This window comes from Vibrio sp. M260112 (genome assembly GCF_036533775.1).
Classification (GTDB): Bacteria; Pseudomonadota; Gammaproteobacteria; order Enterobacterales; family Vibrionaceae; genus Vibrio.
In genome coordinates this window covers 1-19124 of record NZ_JATABH010000058.1, presented here as the reverse complement: position 1 = coordinate 19124, position 19124 = coordinate 1, and the positions used below count along the sequence as shown (strand labels likewise).

The following is a 19124-nucleotide window of genomic DNA, read 5'->3' as shown; positions in this document are numbered from 1 at the left end:
AATGAACTACATACTCGATATGGCTGAGAGTTTTACGCTGCCAGAAAGGCGAGATAGGAGCTACCCAAGAGTGGTAAAAAGAAGGCCCAGTCGCTACGCGACTAGGCCTTCAAAAAGGTGTTAAATGCTTCTTAACTGACAAGCATTAAGCGTAATGCTCCGTTTTTTTTAATGCTTCGCGATCAGCTTGCTTTATCGAATGTAGACTCAAGCCCAAAATTCTGCTTTAACTCGACAAGAAAGACAGGATCTTCACACATGGCTTTTTCAGGTTCATCACTGATTTTTGCCACAGGAGCACCATTGCATTGAGCCATCTTCACTACCATAGAGAGGGGTTGATAGCGACCGTCTTGATCCTCCCAATCGCCCATATCGTTAGCCAGAAACGTTCCTATGCCAAAACTGACATTTGCTCGTCCAGCGAAGTACTGGCATATCTCAAACGCACGCTCAAAATCGAGACCATCGGTGAAAATGAGCAGCTTAGATTTCGGGTCGATTCCCAGTGACTGGTAGTGAGCAATCATTTTGTCACCCCAATCAAAAGGGTTACCAGAGTCATGACGCACGCCAGCGTAGGCATTGGCGCGTTGCAAAGTAAAATCTTGCAGGAATGCGTTGATGCCAATGGTGTCGGTCAGGGCAATCCCTAAACTACCATTAAAGGCTTGTTGCCAGAGGTCGAGGGCAACTCTTTGTGACTGCCCAGGTTTTGCAAGCTGCTGATGAGCCATAAACCATTCATGGGCAACCGTACCGATAGGAGTTAGCGAAAACTGTTTTGCCAAATGGTAGTTACTGGTGCCTGACATTAAATCTGGGACATGTTGGCGTAGGTAATCAACCACATCGTGCTGTACCTGTGCACTGAAACGGCGTCGGCTACCCATTTCGGAAAACGTGAAATTATCGATCTTGCGCTGGTCGAGCTCGATTTTAAGTCTAGCGACTTTTTCCGCCAGAACATTGTGGAACTGTTCATAAGGGATATGGCTCCAGCGGCTTCGGTTGCGGAGTTCAGAGATAATACTCATCGCTAGCGTTTCATACAGGATGGTCTCATGCCAGAGACCACTAACGGATACTTTTAGCTGGGGCTTTCCGCTTGCTGTTGAGGTGGTCACAGACACCTGTTGAGCAGGTTTAAAACGAAAGTTGCGCAAATACTCGATAAAACCGGATTCTAAATAGGGAGCCTGACTCGCTAAGTAGCTGAGTTCTTGTTGAGAAAAATAACAGTGCGCGAGTTTCGCGATCTCACTTTCTACTTGCGGCGCAAGATAGGAAAGGTCTTCATCTGAACGAACAATGAGCTCATAGCGTACCGTCGTGGTTGGGTAGTACTTATGAGCAGCGTGCATCATATTGATCTTATAAACGTCGAGATCGAGAGCACTTTGAATGATACGGTCATTGAAAAGCTTGGTGGTCATTCAACCATCCTATCGGTTAATCAGGCTAATTGTTCCACCAAACTTTAAAGTAGCCCATTAGGTTTGTCAAATTGTGTTATTAACTACTTTAGTCTAACCGCTATTTCCCTAAATGAATTATTGCTTATAGCCAAAAGCCTTTTAAGGGCATGAGAATTAAATTAATGTAGTTAATCACAAAAAGTTACTTTCCTGTTGACCTGCTGCATTCCAGTGGTAAGGTGTTGGTTGAATTAAGGATGTAGGAAATTCACCATGATTGTCACTATCGACATGATCTGCCTCAGATTAGGAGAGAGCGGGTTAGAAGTATTGCTGATTAAGCGCAACAACGCTGACCGGCCTCAACATGGTATGTGGTCAATTCCAGGTGGTTTTGTGTTTGAGCAAGATCTGACCAATCAAGGTGGACAGCCAGCGGATGAAGATTTTGACGCAGCACGTCGCCGTATTTGTCGACAGAAGATTCATACCTATCCTAACTACATCAGCCAACCAATGGTTGAAGGTAACCCGAAGCGTGACCCTGAAGGGTGGAGTGTGACCATTGCACATTACGCGTTACTTAATAACGCAAATGTTGAACAGATCGAGAACAGCGGGTTGTGTCGTGAACAGCTAAGATGGTTTGGGCTCAATGAAGTGCTCGATAACCAAGTGGCGTTAGCGTTTGACCACGCTCAACTGATCTCCTTGGCTTGGCATAAATTACGTGCCGCGATCGAATACACCTCTGTTGCCTTATTTGCTCTTGATAAGGAGTTCTTAGTGTCAGACATTATCGCGGCATACGAAAAGTTCGGTGTTGAAGTGAATCGGATGACGGTGAAACGACGTCTTATCGATACTGGCGTAATCGTTAGTGCCAACAAAATGGCTTCAACAAACAGAGGCAAAGGCGGAAAGCCTGCTCAGGTATATAGCCTCAGCGAGAAGAGTGTGACTTATTTTCAAACTTGTTTACGTTGATATCAAGAAGGAGCTAGAGATGCGCTTGCAACGTGTAGAAATCGAGAAGAACAAAACTGCTTGTATCGACGTCGACCCACAGCAAGGGTTTAGTGAACTGTGTCCAAACGAACTGCCCGTCGCGGGTGCGTTACAGATAGTTGATGAGCTTATACTCAATCATGGTAAAGCAAGTTTGAAATTAGTATCACGTGATATGCATCCACCGGGTGCCGCTTGGGAAGCGGAAAGTCCGGATAGGATGCTTGAGCCAGTAGGCCTACCGGAAGTGGACATCAAATGGAACCCTCACTGTGTCGTTGGCACTCAAGGGGTAGAACTCTTGCCGGGTTTACCATCAGTACGTGAGTATGATTTTCAGATTAATAAAGGCATTGATCCTGATGCTCACCCGTACGGTGCGTTTTACCACGATCAGGCAGACACACTGTCGACTGGTGGCATCGAATTTCTTCGTAGCAATCAGATTGATACCGTCATCGTTGGAGGCTTAGCTCTCGACTTTTGCGTTAAGAAATCGGTCGAGCAGTTAGTTGCAGCTGGGTTTAAAGTCATCGTCAACCTTGCCTCAACTCGAGCGGTGTTTCCTGACAACGCAGAGAGTGTCGTCCATGAGTTAGAGCAACAAGGGGTGGTGATGGTTGAAAACGCCGCCGCGATTAGCGCATAACGATCCCAACTGAAAAACCAAAGGATAGTTGTTTGACGAGACACTCGCGACTTTGCTATTCGGCCATAGAGGCGAACACCACAAGGAGGAAAAATAATGATTAACAAAGTGGGCAATACAGAAATCAAGCTTAAGCACAAAGCTAGCTGTCACTGTGGCAGTGTAGTGCTTGAGCTGACCTTGCCTAATGGTATAGAAAATCCACGCCGTTGTGACTGTTCGATATGCCGTCGCAAGGGAGCAATTGTTGGCTCAGTTGACCTAAGTGGTATTCGCATTGTGGAAGGAGAAGATGTTCTTAAGCTCTATCAGTTCAATACCAAAACAGCGAAACACTATTTTTGTTCCAACTGTGGTATTTACACCCACCATCAACGTCGTTCCAACCCCAATGAATATGGGTTTAACATTGGTTGTCTGGAAGGGGTGAACCCTTTCGACTTAGGTGATGTAGTCACTAATGACGGCGTGAATCATCCAGCCGACAAACTTAAAGATAAAAGATAACATGGAATCAAAACAGGTGAGGCGTCCGATCAGCAATACCGATAAAGGTAGATGACTTCACTCGAAATAAAAAAGGCGGGCTGCCAAGTTTTCCCCCGATAAACTTAGCAGCCCGTAAAACTAAACGCTAGAGTTAGCGTTGTAGAAGTTGGTGTTTTGGTAGTAACACCTTGATTTTTTTGATTTGATTGTCTCGTTTAAACAGATGCTCACTGAGTTTCTGACTGAGTACTAGCCCATCAATCTGCTCACTGCTGCCATCGGTGAAGCAGCACGTGATGCTGGTACTCTCAGACAACTGATAGATAAATGGTACTTGGCAGTAGGTAAATGCCAACTGATTGGCTTCAACTTTATAGCTACAGCGTTCACCTAACACACTCAGACAGTTAAATTGACTATCTTGGGATAAGAATTCCTGTTCAGATAGCAGTGATGGATTGATGCCGATTTGTCCATCTTTCACTTCGATTCCCAGTTCAGTGAATCGGGTAATTACCTCTTCTTTTACCTGTCCTGTCATACCCGGCTGTTGGGCACCCGCTTGTTTTGGTGTGTGTGAATACGGGTCGGTAGGAAAAGCCCCGTAATTATCGGGTGTCTTGTTGAACCCGATCCCAGCGCGAACTTTGTAGTAGTAGTCAGCCAGCTTAGTTGTCTCCGTGCTGGTTGGGTCTAAGTCACGTGCCGCTAGATAGTTTTCCTGTACCGCTAGAAGCAACTTGGAAACCATATGCCAGTAGATACAGCCAAGACCTTCATAACCGAACATGGTTCCTGAGCGTCCGGTAAACGCTTTGTGGTTGAACACTTGTTCGTATAAGGCATGAATCGATTCGATAGCTTCGTCAGTTAACTGTTTGTACTCATCACGGTCTAGCGTTGATAACGCCGATGAAAGGTAATCTGCGTTTTCGAAAGTAGGATTAAAATGAACACATCCCATTGCATCTTGATTGATGATTCGGTTATCTCCTGCTTCTAACATGGCAGAAAGAAGCGGAGATTGGGCAATGAGTTCACTCGCTATCTGGTTCTTATCGACAAAACTTGGTAGCTCACGGTCAGGGTAGAGCATAAAGCTCTGTTGATCTTCACGGAACATTTCACTCGCAAATAGGTTGTCGAGTAGAGTGACCGCTTGGCGAGGTGTCAGTACGCCCGAGCTCAGTGCTGCTACCTGACCTTCTAACATCGGGTAGAGTTGTTCGATATTGAGGCTCTCACCTGAGTAGGTAACGATATTGTAAGCGTTGTACAAACCGTCCTGACGCAAGTTATTGTTGATGCTGGAATCAAGCACATCCAAGCTGGTCGCCAGCATTTGCTGAATGGCAGACAGTTCAACTTGAGTTTTCCCTGAGAAGCCTTTCATGCGGTAGACGCGATTGCGGTAAAGTTCGAATGCCTTTTCCAACTGAGTCAGAATTGCCTTGCGAGTTTGGCGAGTGACTGTCTCTTGGCGAATTTCTTTGTTCGCATCTTGTAGTACCTTGTGGATAGACAGCATCCAGTCAAAGACCTCTTTCGAGATAGAAATCGTGTCTGGAGCATTATTCAATAACTCTAGGGCAAACGAGACATAGCGACGCATGTAATAGAGCGTGACCATGGACAAACCGTTACCGACGATTGCGTTATTGGCGTCATTCCATTCTGGACGTTGGGTATTCAGCCAAATGCCGCCATCTAGGACCAAGTTACTCAGTTTTGAAAGCAGTGGAACGAGAATTTTTTCTGTTAGGTTGACCATGTAAACCTGATTTCCGCCTTCTACCAAGAGGCGACCATCGCTGCCTAATTCCTCGACACGTTGCTCGATTTCCTGTTGCAATTGCTGGTCAAACGCAACGGTGTCTTTAGGGTTGGCAAATAGCTGTTCAACTGAGCAAAGTTTGTAAGGTACGTTTGCGTAGCTGTAGATGTCGTTGGTGAGTTGTTGAGTTAACTCTTTACCTTGATACTGCTTAGCCAATTCTAAGAACTTGAGTAAGTAGATGATCTGGTGATCACCCCAGTAACCAATATTACTCCAAGGATCATCAGGTTCTAGCAGTTCCCAGTCGATTCCATCTTTGGTAATACGGTAAGGGTTGTAACCGTCTATGGTTGATGCATTGACAAACTTTGCGATGAAAGATTGGATAAAACCAGGGTAGCTTAGTGAAATGGCTTCCCAGTTCTGGAAGATGTCACGCCAGTTGCCTTGGTAAGAGAGCAAACGCTCACCGTTTTCATCTTTGAGTTTGATTTCGTAGTGGTTCCACGGACGGCTTGGGTCACCATGACGGCGACCAAAAGTTAGGGGTAAGTATTCGTAGCTAAGGCGCACTAGCTGTGGGTCTTGGCTATGGATCGCTGCTTTGATTAGCTCTGCGTGGGTAAAAGTGTCTGGCAGATCCGCAAAGAATGCGCGGTGTTTATCCGCGACATTTTTATTGGCGTTACGCAGGGTTTTTATCACGTCAGATTTATCTAGATGGTAGTTGTTTTCAATCACACCACCACGCATGTTATTAAAGAGCACGTTAGCGTAGTGATGAACGCTGGTGTTCTCTTGATTGGTTAGCTGCCATGCGTCTGCCCCTGACATCAGCTTGATCAAGTCGTTTTGGTTGTCGGCGATGGTTTGCTCTACGTTGAGGCGAAGTTCAGCGGGTTTGCTAAGCAGTTGCGTCAGTTCACAAATCTCTTTATGGCTTTTGTCGATGTCAGCAACAATGAGCCAGCCTTGGGATTCTCCGCCAGCAAGCGATACTGTTTTGTGAATCAAATAGCTACCGCGAACCCCCTTGGTGAGTGGTTCGCTGTTCATTGGCAGACCTCGGCGGAAGGCACCGAGTTGCTCACTGCTTAACAGCAGTTGGTGTTCCCCTTGTTCAACCGCAAAAACCGCTGTTGCAAGTAGGGACTCCGAAGGCTCTGCGCGGTCAGAGAGCTTGGCATACATGGTGTAAAGTGCCAGCGACGAAGAGTCAACCTGTTCGTTCCACTTATACGCGTCGACAAGCGCACTGCGCGTTTGTAGAGCCGCTAGTGGTGCGCCAGATGGTAGTAGGTTCTGGATACCATCTACCACTTCAAGGTGACATTCTTGTGCGCTCAAGTTTGTGAATTGACAGTGGCGAACAAAACCATAGCGTTCGCTCGTTTTCCAACTGTAGCTAAATTTAAGTTGGAGAGTATGGTTGATTTCTTCAAAGACAAGCTTGTCCCCAACCGTATTCTTATAGAGATTTCGTTCAGTATGATAAAGACCATTGTGATGTAGGTTGAACGGTTCCCAAAGTACTACGCCGTCGTCTTTTTGAACTCGGACTATGGTTTTCGATCCGGTATTGTCGGCATTTTCATGAATATGATCGACAGAACGATAAGGAAATAGGGCGTTTTCTGGGCGAATACGGCCTGCCGACAAGCTGCCTGTTGATGAGATAAACAGCCAATGGTCGCTGGCGGATACAACGCTGATGAAAAAGGGTTTCATCTGATCTACGTTGCTAATTTTGTAGAATCGTTCGCCTTCTAAATCGACGAACTGTCCTGCAACAGGTAACTGTGATTGGTACTCAAAAGTCATAATATTGTTCCTTGCTATCACATTTCGCCAGATTTTGGGCAAAGTAAGCCCTAGCTAAGTTGACAGAGTGATTATCTCTGTCAGCCCAGAGCGAAATATGTATCTGAATTTATTTACTAATTACAAGTGATGGCAGCGCGCATAATGGTCTTCTCCCACCTGGGTCGGCTCGGGAACAGACTGAGTGCATATCGCGCTGGCTTTAAGACAGCGACTGGCAAATGGACAACCGACACTGCTTGGTCTCCAGAGCGGAATTTCACCTTTTTTCGCGGTCAACTCACGTTTGCCTGCGTTGCCTACTTCAGGCACCGCAGAAAGGAGCAACTGAGAGTAGGGATGCTGTGGATTTTGCGTCACGCTGTCACTGTTACCCCATTCCACCATGTGACCGACGTACATAACGGCAGTCTTCTCAGCAAAGTAGCGAGCTGTGGCGATATCGTGGGTGATGTACATAAAAGAGATGCCATGTTTATCTTTGAGATCTAACATCAGGTTGAGGATCCCGAGGCGAACCGACACGTCCAGCATTGAAATAGGTTCATCAGCCAGAATTACATCAGGGTCCACTGCAATCGCACGAGCGATAGCGACACGTTGACGTTGACCACCACTTAATTCATGTGGGAATTTCTCGGCGGTCTCTTTCACTGGTGACAGACCAACCAGTTCCAGTAGCTCATACACTAATTGTGGAATGGCTTCTTTATCTGCTCGGTTATGGATCATTAGTGGTCGAGCGATGTGGTGATAAATGGTGTGAACAGGGTTTAATGAGCCAAACGGATCCTGAAAAATCATCTGAACCTGACGCGCATATTCCAATTCACCGTGCTGTTTGATGTATTCACCGAGTTCTTGTCCCTTAAACTCAACCCGTCCATCGGTCTTGTCATAGATGCGAGTCAGTATTCGAGCTCCGGTACTTTTACCTGAACCAGATTCGCCAACAATAGCCAGTGCTTCACCTTTGCGTAATTCAAATGACACATCGTTGACGGCACGCATAAGATTGCTCTTCGCTGACTGACCAAGAGGGAAGTCCTTGACGAGATTTTTAACTGAGAGAATGACCCCAGGATTTTTTGTGTTGTCCATCTTTCTCTCCTGTTATACAAGGTGGCATGAGACTAAATTGCCATTCTCAACGTGTGTGAGTGTTGGCTCTGCTTGTTTGCACTGAGCAAAACAGACATTGCAGCGTTCCTGAAAATTACAGCCTTGCGGGATCTGCAATAAATTCACTGGGTTTCCAGGTATTCCGTATAAACGTTCTTTTGGTCCGTGAATGGTTGGGAACGAAGAGATCAGCCCTTTGGTATACGGGTGTTGAGGATCACCGAATACTTTCTGAGCCTCACCAAGTTCGATGAGATTGCCCGCATACATCACACCAATACGATCGGCAATCTCACCCATCAAGCTCAAGTCATGGCTGATGAACAGGATCGAGAATCCAAACTTGCTTTTAAGCTCATACAGTTCATTAAGGATTTCTCGTTCAACGACCACATCGAGCGCCGTCGTAGGTTCATCCATAATGATTAGCTTTGGTTCAAGTGCTAAGGCGACGGCGATGACGACACGTTGGCGCATACCACCACTTAACTGGTGGGGAAAGCTCGCCATGCGATCTGCGTGGATGCCAACGATATTAAGCAACTCAACCGCACGTTCGTAAGCTTGCTTATATGGGATTTTTCGATGAGCGAGGATCACGTCAGTCAACTGCTCACCAATGGTAATGACCGGGTTCAGTGAGTTCATTGCACTTTGAAAGACCACTGAAACATCGTTCCAGCGGAAATTACGCAACTGGCGGTCATTCATTTTCAAAACGTCCTGACCGTTGTAGATGATCTCACCTTCAGAAATTAGCGCAGGCGCTTTATGTAGGCGAGAGATGGCAAATGCCAGTGTGCTTTTACCACAACCTGATTCACCCGCAATGCCCAATGTCTCGCCTGGTGCGATGGAGAGGCTAACGTTATTGACCGCGCGTGCTACGCCATTAGGAGAAACATAGTCTACGCATAAGTTATTGATTTCTAGTAACTTACTCATCTTAGACCTCGGCGTTTATCTGCTTCTTTTTTCAGTTTGTGCCACAACTTCATGTGTGGGCCAGTACGTAGTTTCGGGTTACTAACTTGGTCAATAGACATGTTAATGAGTGCCAGAGCACCACCAGTGATCGCGAGAGCCATAGCCGGTACCAGCATCTCCCACCATGCACCAGTGTAAAGTGCCGAAGAAGTTTGAGCCCAGTAGAGCATGGAGCCCCAACTGACTTCAGTTGCATCACCTAAACCAAGAATACCGAGTCCAGCTTCTGAACCCATAGCGTAGATAACCGTACCTAGGAAGCCACCGAACACAATCGATACAAGGTTAGGTAAGATCTCAACTAGGATGATGCGTATCTTTGACTCGCCCATCACTTCAGCAGAGATGATGAACTCCTTGTTGCGTATCGCCATGGTTTGCGAGCGTATTACCCGCGCCCCCCAGGGCCAGGAGGTAATCCCGAGTAGTATGGTGATCACCAGCGACCCAACCTGTCCCAAAAAGGCGGCGAGCACGATTAGCAGTGGCAACTGCGGAAAGACCAGAAAAACGTTAGTCAGGAAGTTAAGACGATCATCAATTTTGCCGCCAAAGTAACCTGAAGAGACACCGATGATGACCGCAAGGCTCATGGCAATGACACCTGCTGAAATGGCAACGGTAAGTGACTTACGCGCTCCGTAAAGCACCTGACTATATACATCACGGCCGCTACGAGTCGTGCCTAGCACATGTTCTGCATTCGGTGCAACGTGAGGCCTTGCAACCCGTTTTTCTGGGTTATGGGTGGCAAGTACAGGGGCAAGCAACGCACCGGCCAGTACGATAGTAAGTAATAGGCCTCCGATAATCGCTGGTGGGTTACCGTAAAAGAACGCATATAGTTTGCTAAGAAATTTTTTGACTCGTTGCCAAGAGAACTTTGATTCACGTTGGGTCAAAGCATGGGCAGAAGACGAAGTTGTGTTAATGAGTTTGTCCATGATGCACCTTAATTCGAAATACGTGGATCGAGCCAAACGTAAAGTAGGTCGGCAATGAAGTTAGCTGTCAAAACAGCAGAGACTAAGATAAGAAGAATGGCTTGGATCAGTGGGTAGTCACGAGCCACAATGCCTTTAAGTAGGATGTTGCCTAGTCCTTGGTAGTTAAACACCACTTCGGTCATGATCGAGCCTGCAAATGAGAAACCTATCGCCATAGCAATCGCGGTTGCGACTGGCAGGATTGCATTACGTCCTGCGTAGCGAGACATCACACGATAGCTACTCAGTCCTTTCGCTTCTGCCATGGTGACGTAATCTTCGCCCAACACGTTAATCATCGCGTTACGCATGTTAAACACCCAAGTCGAGATACCAACAATCACCATGGAACCAACAGGCAGTACCGCGTGCTTAGCTACGCTGGAGATAAACTCCCAGCTAAACGCTGGATCCAGTGACGGGTCGTAGGTGTAGGCGAGCGGCAGCATCTCTAGCTTTAAGCCAAAGAAATAGAACAGCAGCAGCGCGGTTACTATGTATGGAAAGTTACTGATAAACGCCAGTACTGGCGGTACTACCTGACCAAAGAAGCCTTCGCGGCGGTAAGAAGCATAGGTACCGATGCTGACACCTATAATCAGAGCAACAATCAGTGAGCCCAGCGCCAGAAACATAGTCCAAGGTAGGGCGTTGGCGATCACTTCAGACACACTAACAGGGAACATCAGCACAGAAGGGCCAAGATCGAGGGTAAATACACTCTTTATGTAGGCGATGTACTGTTCAAAGATATTGCCATCAACGAAGCCATACATTTCACGAACAGCGTCCATCTGAGCAGGGTCCATTCGACCTTGAGCCGCAGCAAACAGTGCGTCTACAGGGTCTCCAGGCATCAGCCGAGGCAACATAAAGTTGAAAGATATCGCAATAAGAAATGCGGTAAAATAAAAGCCAAATCGGCGAACTAAAAACGACATAACGAACCTTTTTAATCAAGGAGCCCAAAGCGAGTTGGGCTCCGTATAGTTGCTAGAGAGAAAGATTATTTAAGGTGTAGGTTGTTTAGAATAATCACGCGCTTACCGCCGTCGTACCATACTGGCTGTACGTATGGGTCCTTTTCATTCGGCCAGCCAACGACTTTCTTGGTACTGTACTGGAACCAAGTTGGGTTCGAGAACAGTGGAATGAATGGCATGTTTTGCGCTGTAAACTCTTGCAGCTCAGAGATGACGGCTTCTTGCTCTTGCGCATTGCCGATCTTGCCAAAGCTATCGATAAGGTTGTCGATTTCTGGCGAGTTGACGCCGTGCCCCGCATGCCAAGTCTTACCAATGCGAGATGTTGAGAAGTACTCTTGGTAAGCCAGAATTGGGTTCGTTGCGACCATCGACCAGTTGATCGACATGGTATAGTTGCTTTCTTTAAGGTTCTTATCGTAAACCGCCCAGTCAACTGTTTTGACATTCGCTTTAATGCCTACTTCCTCGAAGTACTCAGTGACCATCTGGACAACTTGAATCCAGTCTGTCCAGCCGTTAACGACTTCGATATCGAAAGAAATATTTGAACCATCGGCATTATCACGGTAACCGTCGCCGTTTTTGTCCACTAAACCCGCTTCATCAAGTAGTGATTTCGCTTTCTCTGCGTCGTATTGAGTCAGGTAACCGTATTTTTGGTTTACGCTTTGATCGATGTGAGTTTTGTATAGCTCCGCGATACCGCCTGGATTGTAGTTTGCCGTCGGGTAACCATAGGCTGCGATATCAACGATAGCTTCACGATCGAGAGCCATAGACAGAGCTTGTCGCACACGAAGGTCATCGAAAGGCTTCTGTTTGGTGTTCACATATAGGTGAATAGCATCGTTTGCTGGGTACCAGAAATGGTTGTTTGCCTTGTCTTGAGCAACGAAAGTCGACTCAACATCGGCAATAAAGTTTGAACCCCAGTCGATTTCGCCTTTGATCAGTGCCGGCTGGATCTGTGAGTTATCGTTGTATGAACGGAAGTTAACACAATCTAAGTAAGGTCTACCTTCAAGGTAGTAATTTGGGTTGCGGCATAGCTCCATCTGTTGAGGTTTAAGGTATTTCACCACTGTCATTGGACCGCTACCCACTGGGTTAGGGTTAGTGAAAGTGGTGAGGTCATTCACTTTTGACCAAACATGCTTAGGTACAATGTGGTAGCGCTCTAGATTCCAAGCAAAGGTAGAGTCCGCTTTCTCTAACTGGAAGACGATGGTGGTTTCGTCTGTCGACGCAATAGTTTGTAGATTTTTGCCTGACCAAATGCCTTTTTGGTCAAATGCTGGTGCTTCTTTTGTCAGCATAAAACTGTACACAACATCTTCCGCAGTCAGTGGAGTACCATCCGACCATTTCAAGCCAGGCTTGAGTTTTAACGTGATGGTTTTTAGGTCGTCTGAATAGGCATAAGATTCTGCAAGACGGAAGTCTGTTTTACCCGTCATGTTATTAAAGACCATTAGTGGTTCAAACATGATGCCGTGGTATAGGTCTTTCGTTGTGTAAGGGTTGAAGTTCTCAACAAAGCCTGTGTTGATAATTGGCACCGTTAGGGTACCACCTTGCTTGATGTCTTCTGCTTGAGCGGCTGTAGAAAGCAGCATACTAGCAGCAATGGTCGCGAGCAGAGTTTTCTTATGCATCACATTGTCCTTATTTAATTATTAAGTTTTGATTCATCCCCGGAAGCACTTATCAAAGAAAGCGCTTTCTTTAGTGTGTTTTAGTCTTATCGATAGCAGAGTTCAAACTTTTGTCTTAAAAACAGACCTTAGATCACAGAACCAGACTCACATTTCGATTCATTGATACTGAATGAGGTTTTAATATAATTTGTTGTTTTATATGTACTTATGTTTGATTTTATCGCGTAATAAGGTGTTTTCTATGTGCTAGGAAAGCAGGGTGGTTAGAGAGGTTTTAAGTCAAAATGGCTTAAATTTTAGACATGGCTCACTGTTTTTTCCTTGTTAAATTTGCACGAAATCACAAAAACCAGCAAAACAAAAGAAACCGCTTTCTTTGGTGGGTGCGAAGAGTAAAGTCGACGCCATAAACCAACAGAAATCTTTAAGGTAACTCATGATCAAATTCTGGAACGGAAACAAATCGGCCGCTCGGCAAAGCTATGAGTATCAGCTGTTACAATGCTTGGTTGAAGGCTCGCAACTGGCTGATGGTATTGAAAATGATTTAACCGATTATCCATTGGCAGTAGATGAAAGAGAGGTATTGGATAAAGGAACGGATCTATTGGTTACGGTCGCTGGAAATAAAAAATTCTCGGGTAAGCCGCTGATAGAATTAAAACATCCTCTTTGCAATGGGTTGCTTGGTTGGCGTTTGTGTATCGTTGCCGATCACAGAGTGAAGGAGTTTCAATCACTGTCATTATCGCAACTCAGACAGAAAAAGGTTGGGGTGCCTGCGACTTGGGTGGATGCGGAGGTATTCCGTGCCAACGGCTTCACTGTTATTGAGCAAGGTAGTCTAGATGACATGCTCAATTGGGTGGCAGATGGCAGCGTAGATTTTATTACCCTCGGCGCAAACGAAGCCCATGATATCCTGCAACAGCAACGGCATCTAAGTGCGAAGCTTGCTATCGAACCAACGTTAGCGGTCTACTACCCATTTCCTTTGGTCTTTTATCTCAACCACAATAGGGAAGACCTCGCTAATCTACTTGTGCAACAATTGCTGAAGAAAGAAAATCAAATGACGCAATTGTTTGAGCAACACTATGGTAGGGTTGTAGGACAATCAAACCTCCATGCACGTACAAAAATTGTATTGGATAACCCTTTGCTACCCAGAGAATATTTACCATTGCTTGAGCGGTATGAGCAGCGATATTGTTCGTGTGCGAGTGAAGAGTGCTAGCGAATCGGCTAGAGGATTGGTCATAAAAAAGAGCGGATACAATCCGCTCTTTTATTCTGCTATAACGGCAGTTTAGAGCGTACCTACCGAGTCTCGAATAATCAGTTCAGGTTGGAGTTGTTGCTTGATGTCGACTTTTTGATCTTGAACGATAGCCAGTACCCCTTTTGCAGCCTCAACTCCCATCTCTTCGACTGGAAAGTTAACAGTGGTTAAGCGTGGCCTGATGTGAGCGCTGTGGTAGTCGTTGTCAAAGCCGACGACGGAGAGATCTTTACCGATCACAATATCCCTTTCGACTGCCACATCGTAGACCGCTAACGCAATATTATCGTTCTGACAAAATATTGCGGTTATCTCAGGGGCGCGATCCAGCAACCGGCGAGCTCGTTCATGGTTGCCGTCATGGTCAAAGCGACCTTCAATCACATAGGATGGGTTGTACTGAATGTCAGCTTCCGCAAGGGCTAAACGATAGCCTTGCAGGCGGTTGCGACTATCGCCTTTACTCAACTGACCAGTAATACAGGCGATATTTTTATGTCCGTGCTCTAGTAAGTGCTTGGTTGCTAGATAACCACCATATTCGTTATCAATATAAATACAGTGATTGGCAATATCGGGAATGTAACGGTTGAGTATGATGGTCGCTGGTGTCTCTTTGACCACATCGATCAGCTCATCATCGGAGAGTTTATCCGAATGGAGAATAAACCCATCCACACGTTTCGAACGAAGAAAGTCGATTGAGTCTTTCTCTTTGCTATGGGATTCCTGGCCACTAGTCACGATGAGATGGTTGTTGTTCTGGCGAATCGTATCTTCAGTATGATGCATTAAAGGTCCGTAAAACGGGCCATCTAACGATCCGACCAACATTCCGATACTGTTTGAGCGGCTTGAAGCAAGTGCTTGAGCAAACGCATTCGGTTTGTAGCCAAGTTGTTCAATCGCAGCATAGACCTTTTCCCGGTTTGCTTCTTTTACAGTTGGATGATTGTTAATTGCGCGAGAAACAGTAGCTTGCGATACCTTTGCCAACTCAGCGACTTCTTTAATAGTAATCAAGGCATTAACTCATTTTAGAACGGGTGAAGGTAGAGCACCTAGCGAGCGTGTTGTTGTTTTACTATTTACTCGCTTTCGAAAGCGGACTCTACATTTATCTCCATTTTAACGCATAAATGTGATTACAAACCAAAGAAAGCGCTTTCTTTTTTGATTGAGGTCTCATACTGTGGGGTGTTTGGTTGGCAATATCATCACATTGTTGAGTATTAGCCTGGTCAAATCTCATCTTAATCCTCGTTGAACAACTTGGATTGACGGATGTTCTGCTGGTCAATGTCACTCGAATTTACCGCAACGCCTTTCTAATACTCCTGATAAATAAGGTTAGGTCATACATCGTGAGGCTTAGCCTGCCATCGTTAAAACAAGGACTACTATGTTGAACTACACACTGGGATCTTGGTTGATTTTTTCCGCCTTAGCCGGAGCAATAATTGCTGGATGTTCGAGTAATGAGCAGAGCCAAAATTCCGCTTTTGTTACGGCTAAAAAGCCAGTCGAACTGAAACAGCAGCCAATCGTACCGAGCGATAAATGGCAGCTTGCTTGGCAGGATGAATTTGAAGGAGAACGGATTAACCCACGCTTTTGGACCTTAGAACAAAACTGTTGGGGAGGGGGCAACAATGAACAGCAGTGCTATACCGACCGACAAGAAAACGCGTTTGTGAAAGATGGATTACTTCATATCGTCGCGAGAAAAGAGTCATTTACTGGGCCGAACAACCCTGATGGTCTTGAAGGCGGCGCGAATAAAACTTTGCCTTACACTTCTGCACGCCTGAGAACTAAGGGTAAGCGAGATCAAAAGTATGGCCGATTTGAAATACGCGCCAAGCTTCCATCAGGACAGGGGACCTGGCCTGCGATATGGATGTTACCAACCGAAAGCAAATATGGTACTTGGGCGGCTTCGGGAGAGATAGACATTGTTGAAGCGGTCAATTTGAAAACTCAGTCTGATGCACCGGGCACTAGCAGTAGTGAGCAAGAAAACCGAATTCATGGCACCTTACATTATGGTAAAGCCTGGCCTGATAATGTGCATAGCGGCATTGGAGTCACTCTGCCTGATGGCGTTAACCCTGCCGATGACTTTCATACCTATGCGATTGAGTGGCAAGAGGGAGAAATACGTTGGTATGTTGATAATATTCACTATGCGAGTCAGACTCACCAAGGCTGGTATTCCCAGTATGAGCAAGAGGGACAACTGGTCAATGCTGATAGCCTTGCACCATTCAATGAAAAGTTCCACCTATTGCTAAACCTTGCCGTTGGTGGAGCTTGGGCAGCTAATGCAAACGAAAAGGGTATCAACCCGGATATTTTTCCTCAGACGATGTTAGTGGATTACGTCAAAGTATACCGCTGCTCGGCCGACCGTTGGAAAGGTAAAGGTTGTAGCGCAACGTCCGAGCAGGCCACTCTGGTAAAGGGTAACCAGCCGCCCGCAATCCTAATTGAAGATGACAGCTATGCCGATGGTTCAGAGATCGATATCTTCTCTGATGCGCTGCACAACAGCTTAGCCTATGGCAGTTATGATCCGACAGACATTGTTGAGCATCAGGAAGTAGAGCAACGAGGCCGGGGCAAAGTGTTGACTATCAGTAAGCAAAATGGCGGCGGGAATATCTATTTTCGCTCGCCTAAAACTGACCTTTCTGGCTGGTTAGCGAGCGGTGTATTGAGCTTTGATATCAAGGTTGAAAAGATTGGCAATGGGACGGAGCTCGTCGTCAAGATGGACAGTGGCTGGCCTGCGACCAGTGATATTACTGTTCCTGTGACTGAAACGTCACAGTGGCAGACCGTATCAATAGCAATCGCTGACATCATTGCTGGCGGTAATCGTTATGAATCGGGGAGTGCAGACCCGAGTAATATTAACAACTTACTGGTGTTTGAGCCAACTGGTGAGATGGTGTTTTCTCTGGATAATATCCGTATGACCAGATAATTATTATCCAATCGCCACTCAAATGTGACCTATACCGCGCTTTTATGCGCGGTATCTTATTTCCATCGTTCCATGAATAGATTCTGTGATCGATCTTTAAAGAAAGCGTTTTCTTTGTGATCTGATTAACTTTTTGTATGGGTGCTTGGTGAGTACTCTGTCTTCAATCCAAATATGATTGGCAACCCAGTGTCAATAAGAGCTGTTTTAGCTTAATTGATGATCCTACGCTTTTGAATGCTGCTTATTTTTGGATTTTTTATATCACAATAAAGAAAGCGCTTTCTTTAGCGCATAATAACATGGAGTTACTATGAAACTGTCAAAGCTTACCCTTGCTTGCGTGATTGCAACGACTGGTGTTACTTCACTTCCTGCATTTGCCGAGAAGTCTGAAGGGTTCGAATTTCACGGCTACTTTCGAGCAGGCGCTTTATATAGTCAAAACGATGACTTTAAACGAGCTAAGTTTCCTGCATCGAAAGAGCGCCTAGGCCGCTTAGGTGTTGAATCAGACAACCACTTTGAGCTTGCGCTACAAAAAAACTTTGAAAATGATGCAGGCCAGAAAATTCGCATCAAAACCCGTGCCGCAGCGGACAACGCTCAGTACGCTACCAACCAGCTAGGTGCTAACGCAGACGCGACAAACAGCGAAATTGGTATGGCAGAAACCTTCGTTGAGTTTGAAGGGGTATCGGAAACAGGGGTTGTTTGGGGTGGTAAGCGTTTTTACGGTAAAGACAATTACATCTTTATGACCGACTTCTTCTACACAGATATGTCCGGTACGGGTGTTGGTATTGAAGGTGTTGAGCTTGGAGGCAACAAATGGGACTTCGCTTATATCGCAAGTGATAACGCAGGCGATACGAGTTTCTGGGGTGATAGCAATAACGTGATGCATGCGCTTCACGCAGGTGTCAATTTTGGCAGCGTCGAGTTGCATGCACTGGCGAAGTTTATGCCAGACAATATGGTCGACTTAGGCAACGGTGCTGGTCTAGAAGCGTTTGCGGATAACGGTTTTGAGATGACCGCTATCGTTCATACTGACTCAGTGTTTGGCCTATCAGACAAAGGCTTTACCAAGTACATTGCACAGGCAGGTAAGGGCTTGGGTTCTGGTAACCTATTAGGTGGTACGCTAACCACTTACAATACATACAAGCCTGGTAGCGATTACCAAAGTTGGTTAACAACAGGTACAGCTTGTGGGACATCATGCTTGAAAGCGGTTGATGAAGACGATATGTCAGTACGCGCTCTCGCTTGGGGTGGATACTTCTTTGAGAACGGAGTCAGCGTATTCCACTCTATTCAAACTCAATACAATGACTTTGATAACGGCGCTAAGGATGGTTGGGTGTCTGCCATGGTTCGTCCAACGTTCCCAATTTCAGAAAACTTCTTTATTGCGACAGAAGCGGGCTACATGTTCAATTACGAAGAGCGAAATGGCGTCAAAGCGGACTCTTATGACTACAAGCTAACCGTTGCTCCTACGATGGTTGTGCATTCTGGCTTTGGTCCAAGTCCAGAAATCCGCTTGCTTGCCTCTTACCTAGACGGTGAAGATCGTAACGGTAATGGCAAAGATGGTGATTTTATCGTTGGTATTCAAGCGGATATGTGGTGGTAATTGCCTAAACTGTCCATATTGAAGGCATCTAACTGCCAAGTGTTGATGCCTTCCTTTTTCATTATATCCTTTTAGTGGTGGCTCTTTGGGGACACTCTGTATTCAGCTACGCGACTTGCTCCTAAGTATCGCTTTAGCCGCTCATCGTAGCGGCTTTTTTTAGGTTCATCGCGGCTTTCCGGGGAAAGCCGCTTTTATCTTCATAAAGAAGTATTCCGTATCTCGGTATCCATAGCCCATTCTTTTTATTAGCTTAATCTTGTTATTGATCCCTTCCAAGGTACATGTATTTAGATGATACGAAGCTGAC

Annotated in this window: 15 protein-coding genes; 6 read left to right on the top strand and 9 right to left on the bottom strand. The window is 45.9% G+C overall.

Annotated features, from left to right (window positions below; all coding sequences use genetic code 11):
• Positions 1-182 precede the first annotated feature (182 nt).
• A complete protein-coding gene (gene pncB / locus QTN95_RS17780) occupies positions 183-1436 on the bottom strand; it encodes a nicotinate phosphoribosyltransferase (protein WP_331418423.1) in 1254 nt (417 codons plus the stop codon).
• Between the two features lie 255 nt (positions 1437-1691).
• Between pncB and QTN95_RS17775 the strand changes: the two genes are divergently transcribed.
• The 3 genes from QTN95_RS17775 to QTN95_RS17765 all read left to right on the top strand — a co-directional run bounded on the left by QTN95_RS17775 (position 1692) and on the right by QTN95_RS17765 (position 3582).
• Positions 1692-2405, top strand: coding sequence for an NUDIX domain-containing protein (locus tag QTN95_RS17775; RefSeq protein WP_331418422.1), 714 nt, complete (start codon positions 1692-1694; stop codon positions 2403-2405).
• Positions 2406-2424: 19 nt separating this feature from the next.
• A complete protein-coding gene (locus QTN95_RS17770) occupies positions 2425-3075 on the top strand; it encodes an isochorismatase family protein (protein WP_331418421.1) in 651 nt (216 codons plus the stop codon).
• Positions 3076-3171: 96 nt separating this feature from the next.
• Entirely contained in the window at positions 3172-3582 is a 411-nt protein-coding gene (locus tag QTN95_RS17765) for a GFA family protein (protein ID WP_331418419.1), read from the top strand.
• Positions 3583-3715: 133 nt separating this feature from the next.
• Here the strand turns inward: QTN95_RS17765 and QTN95_RS17760 are convergent, their stop codons facing one another.
• The 6 genes from QTN95_RS17760 to QTN95_RS17735 form a co-directional block, all read right to left on the bottom strand.
• Positions 3716-7162, bottom strand: coding sequence for a hypothetical protein (locus QTN95_RS17760; RefSeq protein ID WP_331418418.1), 3447 nt, complete (start codon positions 7160-7162; stop codon positions 3716-3718).
• Between the two features lie 120 nt (positions 7163-7282).
• Entirely contained in the window at positions 7283-8263 is a 981-nt protein-coding gene (locus QTN95_RS17755; RefSeq protein WP_331418417.1) for an ABC transporter ATP-binding protein, read from the bottom strand.
• A 12-nt stretch (positions 8264-8275) separates the two neighbouring features.
• Complete coding sequence (locus QTN95_RS17750) at positions 8276-9229, bottom strand: ABC transporter ATP-binding protein (protein WP_331418416.1); 954 nt, start codon at positions 9227-9229, stop codon at positions 8276-8278.
• Positions 9226-10215, bottom strand: coding sequence for an ABC transporter permease (locus QTN95_RS17745; RefSeq protein ID WP_331418415.1), 990 nt, complete (start codon positions 10213-10215; stop codon positions 9226-9228). Before QTN95_RS17745 ends, QTN95_RS17750 begins: the two co-directional genes overlap by 4 nt.
• A gap of 8 nt (positions 10216-10223) precedes the next feature.
• Positions 10224-11198 (bottom strand): ABC transporter permease, encoded by a 975-nt coding sequence (locus QTN95_RS17740; RefSeq protein ID WP_006877543.1) that lies wholly within the window; start codon positions 11196-11198, stop codon positions 10224-10226.
• A gap of 65 nt (positions 11199-11263) precedes the next feature.
• Positions 11264-12898 carry an ABC transporter substrate-binding protein gene (locus QTN95_RS17735; RefSeq protein ID WP_331418414.1) on the bottom strand — a complete coding sequence of 545 codons (1635 nt, stop codon included), beginning with the start codon at positions 12896-12898 and terminating at the stop codon, positions 11264-11266.
• 439 nt (positions 12899-13337) lie between these two features.
• On the opposite strand from QTN95_RS17735, the gene QTN95_RS17730 reads away from it, so the two are divergent.
• Positions 13338-14138: a hypothetical protein gene (locus QTN95_RS17730; protein WP_331418413.1), complete on the top strand. Its 801-nt coding sequence runs from the start codon at positions 13338-13340 to the stop codon at positions 14136-14138.
• Positions 14139-14210: 72 nt separating this feature from the next.
• Here QTN95_RS17730 and QTN95_RS17725 read toward each other — a convergent pair whose 3' ends face one another.
• Entirely contained in the window at positions 14211-15206 is a 996-nt protein-coding gene (locus tag QTN95_RS17725) for a LacI family DNA-binding transcriptional regulator (RefSeq protein ID WP_331418411.1), read from the bottom strand.
• A 379-nt stretch (positions 15207-15585) separates the two neighbouring features.
• On the opposite strand from QTN95_RS17725, the gene QTN95_RS17720 reads away from it, so the two are divergent.
• Together QTN95_RS17720 and QTN95_RS17715 are read left to right on the top strand one after the other, a co-directional pair.
• Complete coding sequence (locus tag QTN95_RS17720) at positions 15586-17172, top strand: glycoside hydrolase family 16 protein (protein WP_331418410.1); 1587 nt, start codon at positions 15586-15588, stop codon at positions 17170-17172.
• Between the two features lie 313 nt (positions 17173-17485).
• Positions 17486-18814, top strand: a complete 1329-nt coding sequence (locus QTN95_RS17715; RefSeq protein ID WP_331418409.1) for a carbohydrate porin — start codon at positions 17486-17488, stop codon at positions 18812-18814.
• A 165-nt stretch (positions 18815-18979) separates the two neighbouring features.
• Here QTN95_RS17715 and QTN95_RS17710 read toward each other — a convergent pair.
• The coding region (locus tag QTN95_RS17710) for a transposase (protein WP_331417622.1) at positions 18980-19124 on the bottom strand (145 nt) is incomplete at its 5' end.

Bases quoted from the DNA above. Each gene is read 5' to 3' on its own strand.
- pncB (WP_331418423.1), bottom strand. From the start codon at position 1,436: ATGACCACCAAGCTTTTCAATGACCGTATCATTCAAAGTGCTCTCGAT.
- QTN95_RS17775 (WP_331418422.1), top strand. From the start codon at position 1,692: ATGATTGTCACTATCGACATGATCTGCCTCAGATTAGGAGAGAGCGGG.
- QTN95_RS17770 (WP_331418421.1), top strand. From the start codon at position 2,425: ATGCGCTTGCAACGTGTAGAAATCGAGAAGAACAAAACTGCTTGTATC.
- QTN95_RS17765 (WP_331418419.1), top strand. From the start codon at position 3,172: ATGATTAACAAAGTGGGCAATACAGAAATCAAGCTTAAGCACAAAGCT.
- QTN95_RS17760 (WP_331418418.1), bottom strand. From the start codon at position 7,162: ATGACTTTTGAGTACCAATCACAGTTACCTGTTGCAGGACAGTTCGTC.
- QTN95_RS17755 (WP_331418417.1), bottom strand. From the start codon at position 8,263: ATGGACAACACAAAAAATCCTGGGGTCATTCTCTCAGTTAAAAATCTC.
- QTN95_RS17750 (WP_331418416.1), bottom strand. From the start codon at position 9,229: ATGAGTAAGTTACTAGAAATCAATAACTTATGCGTAGACTATGTTTCT.
- QTN95_RS17745 (WP_331418415.1), bottom strand. From the start codon at position 10,215: ATGGACAAACTCATTAACACAACTTCGTCTTCTGCCCATGCTTTGACC.
- QTN95_RS17740 (WP_006877543.1), bottom strand. From the start codon at position 11,198: ATGTCGTTTTTAGTTCGCCGATTTGGCTTTTATTTTACCGCATTTCTT.
- QTN95_RS17735 (WP_331418414.1), bottom strand. From the start codon at position 12,898: ATGCATAAGAAAACTCTGCTCGCGACCATTGCTGCTAGTATGCTGCTT.
- QTN95_RS17730 (WP_331418413.1), top strand. From the start codon at position 13,338: ATGATCAAATTCTGGAACGGAAACAAATCGGCCGCTCGGCAAAGCTAT.
- QTN95_RS17720 (WP_331418410.1), top strand. From the start codon at position 15,586: ATGTTGAACTACACACTGGGATCTTGGTTGATTTTTTCCGCCTTAGCC.
- QTN95_RS17715 (WP_331418409.1), top strand. From the start codon at position 17,486: ATGAAACTGTCAAAGCTTACCCTTGCTTGCGTGATTGCAACGACTGGT.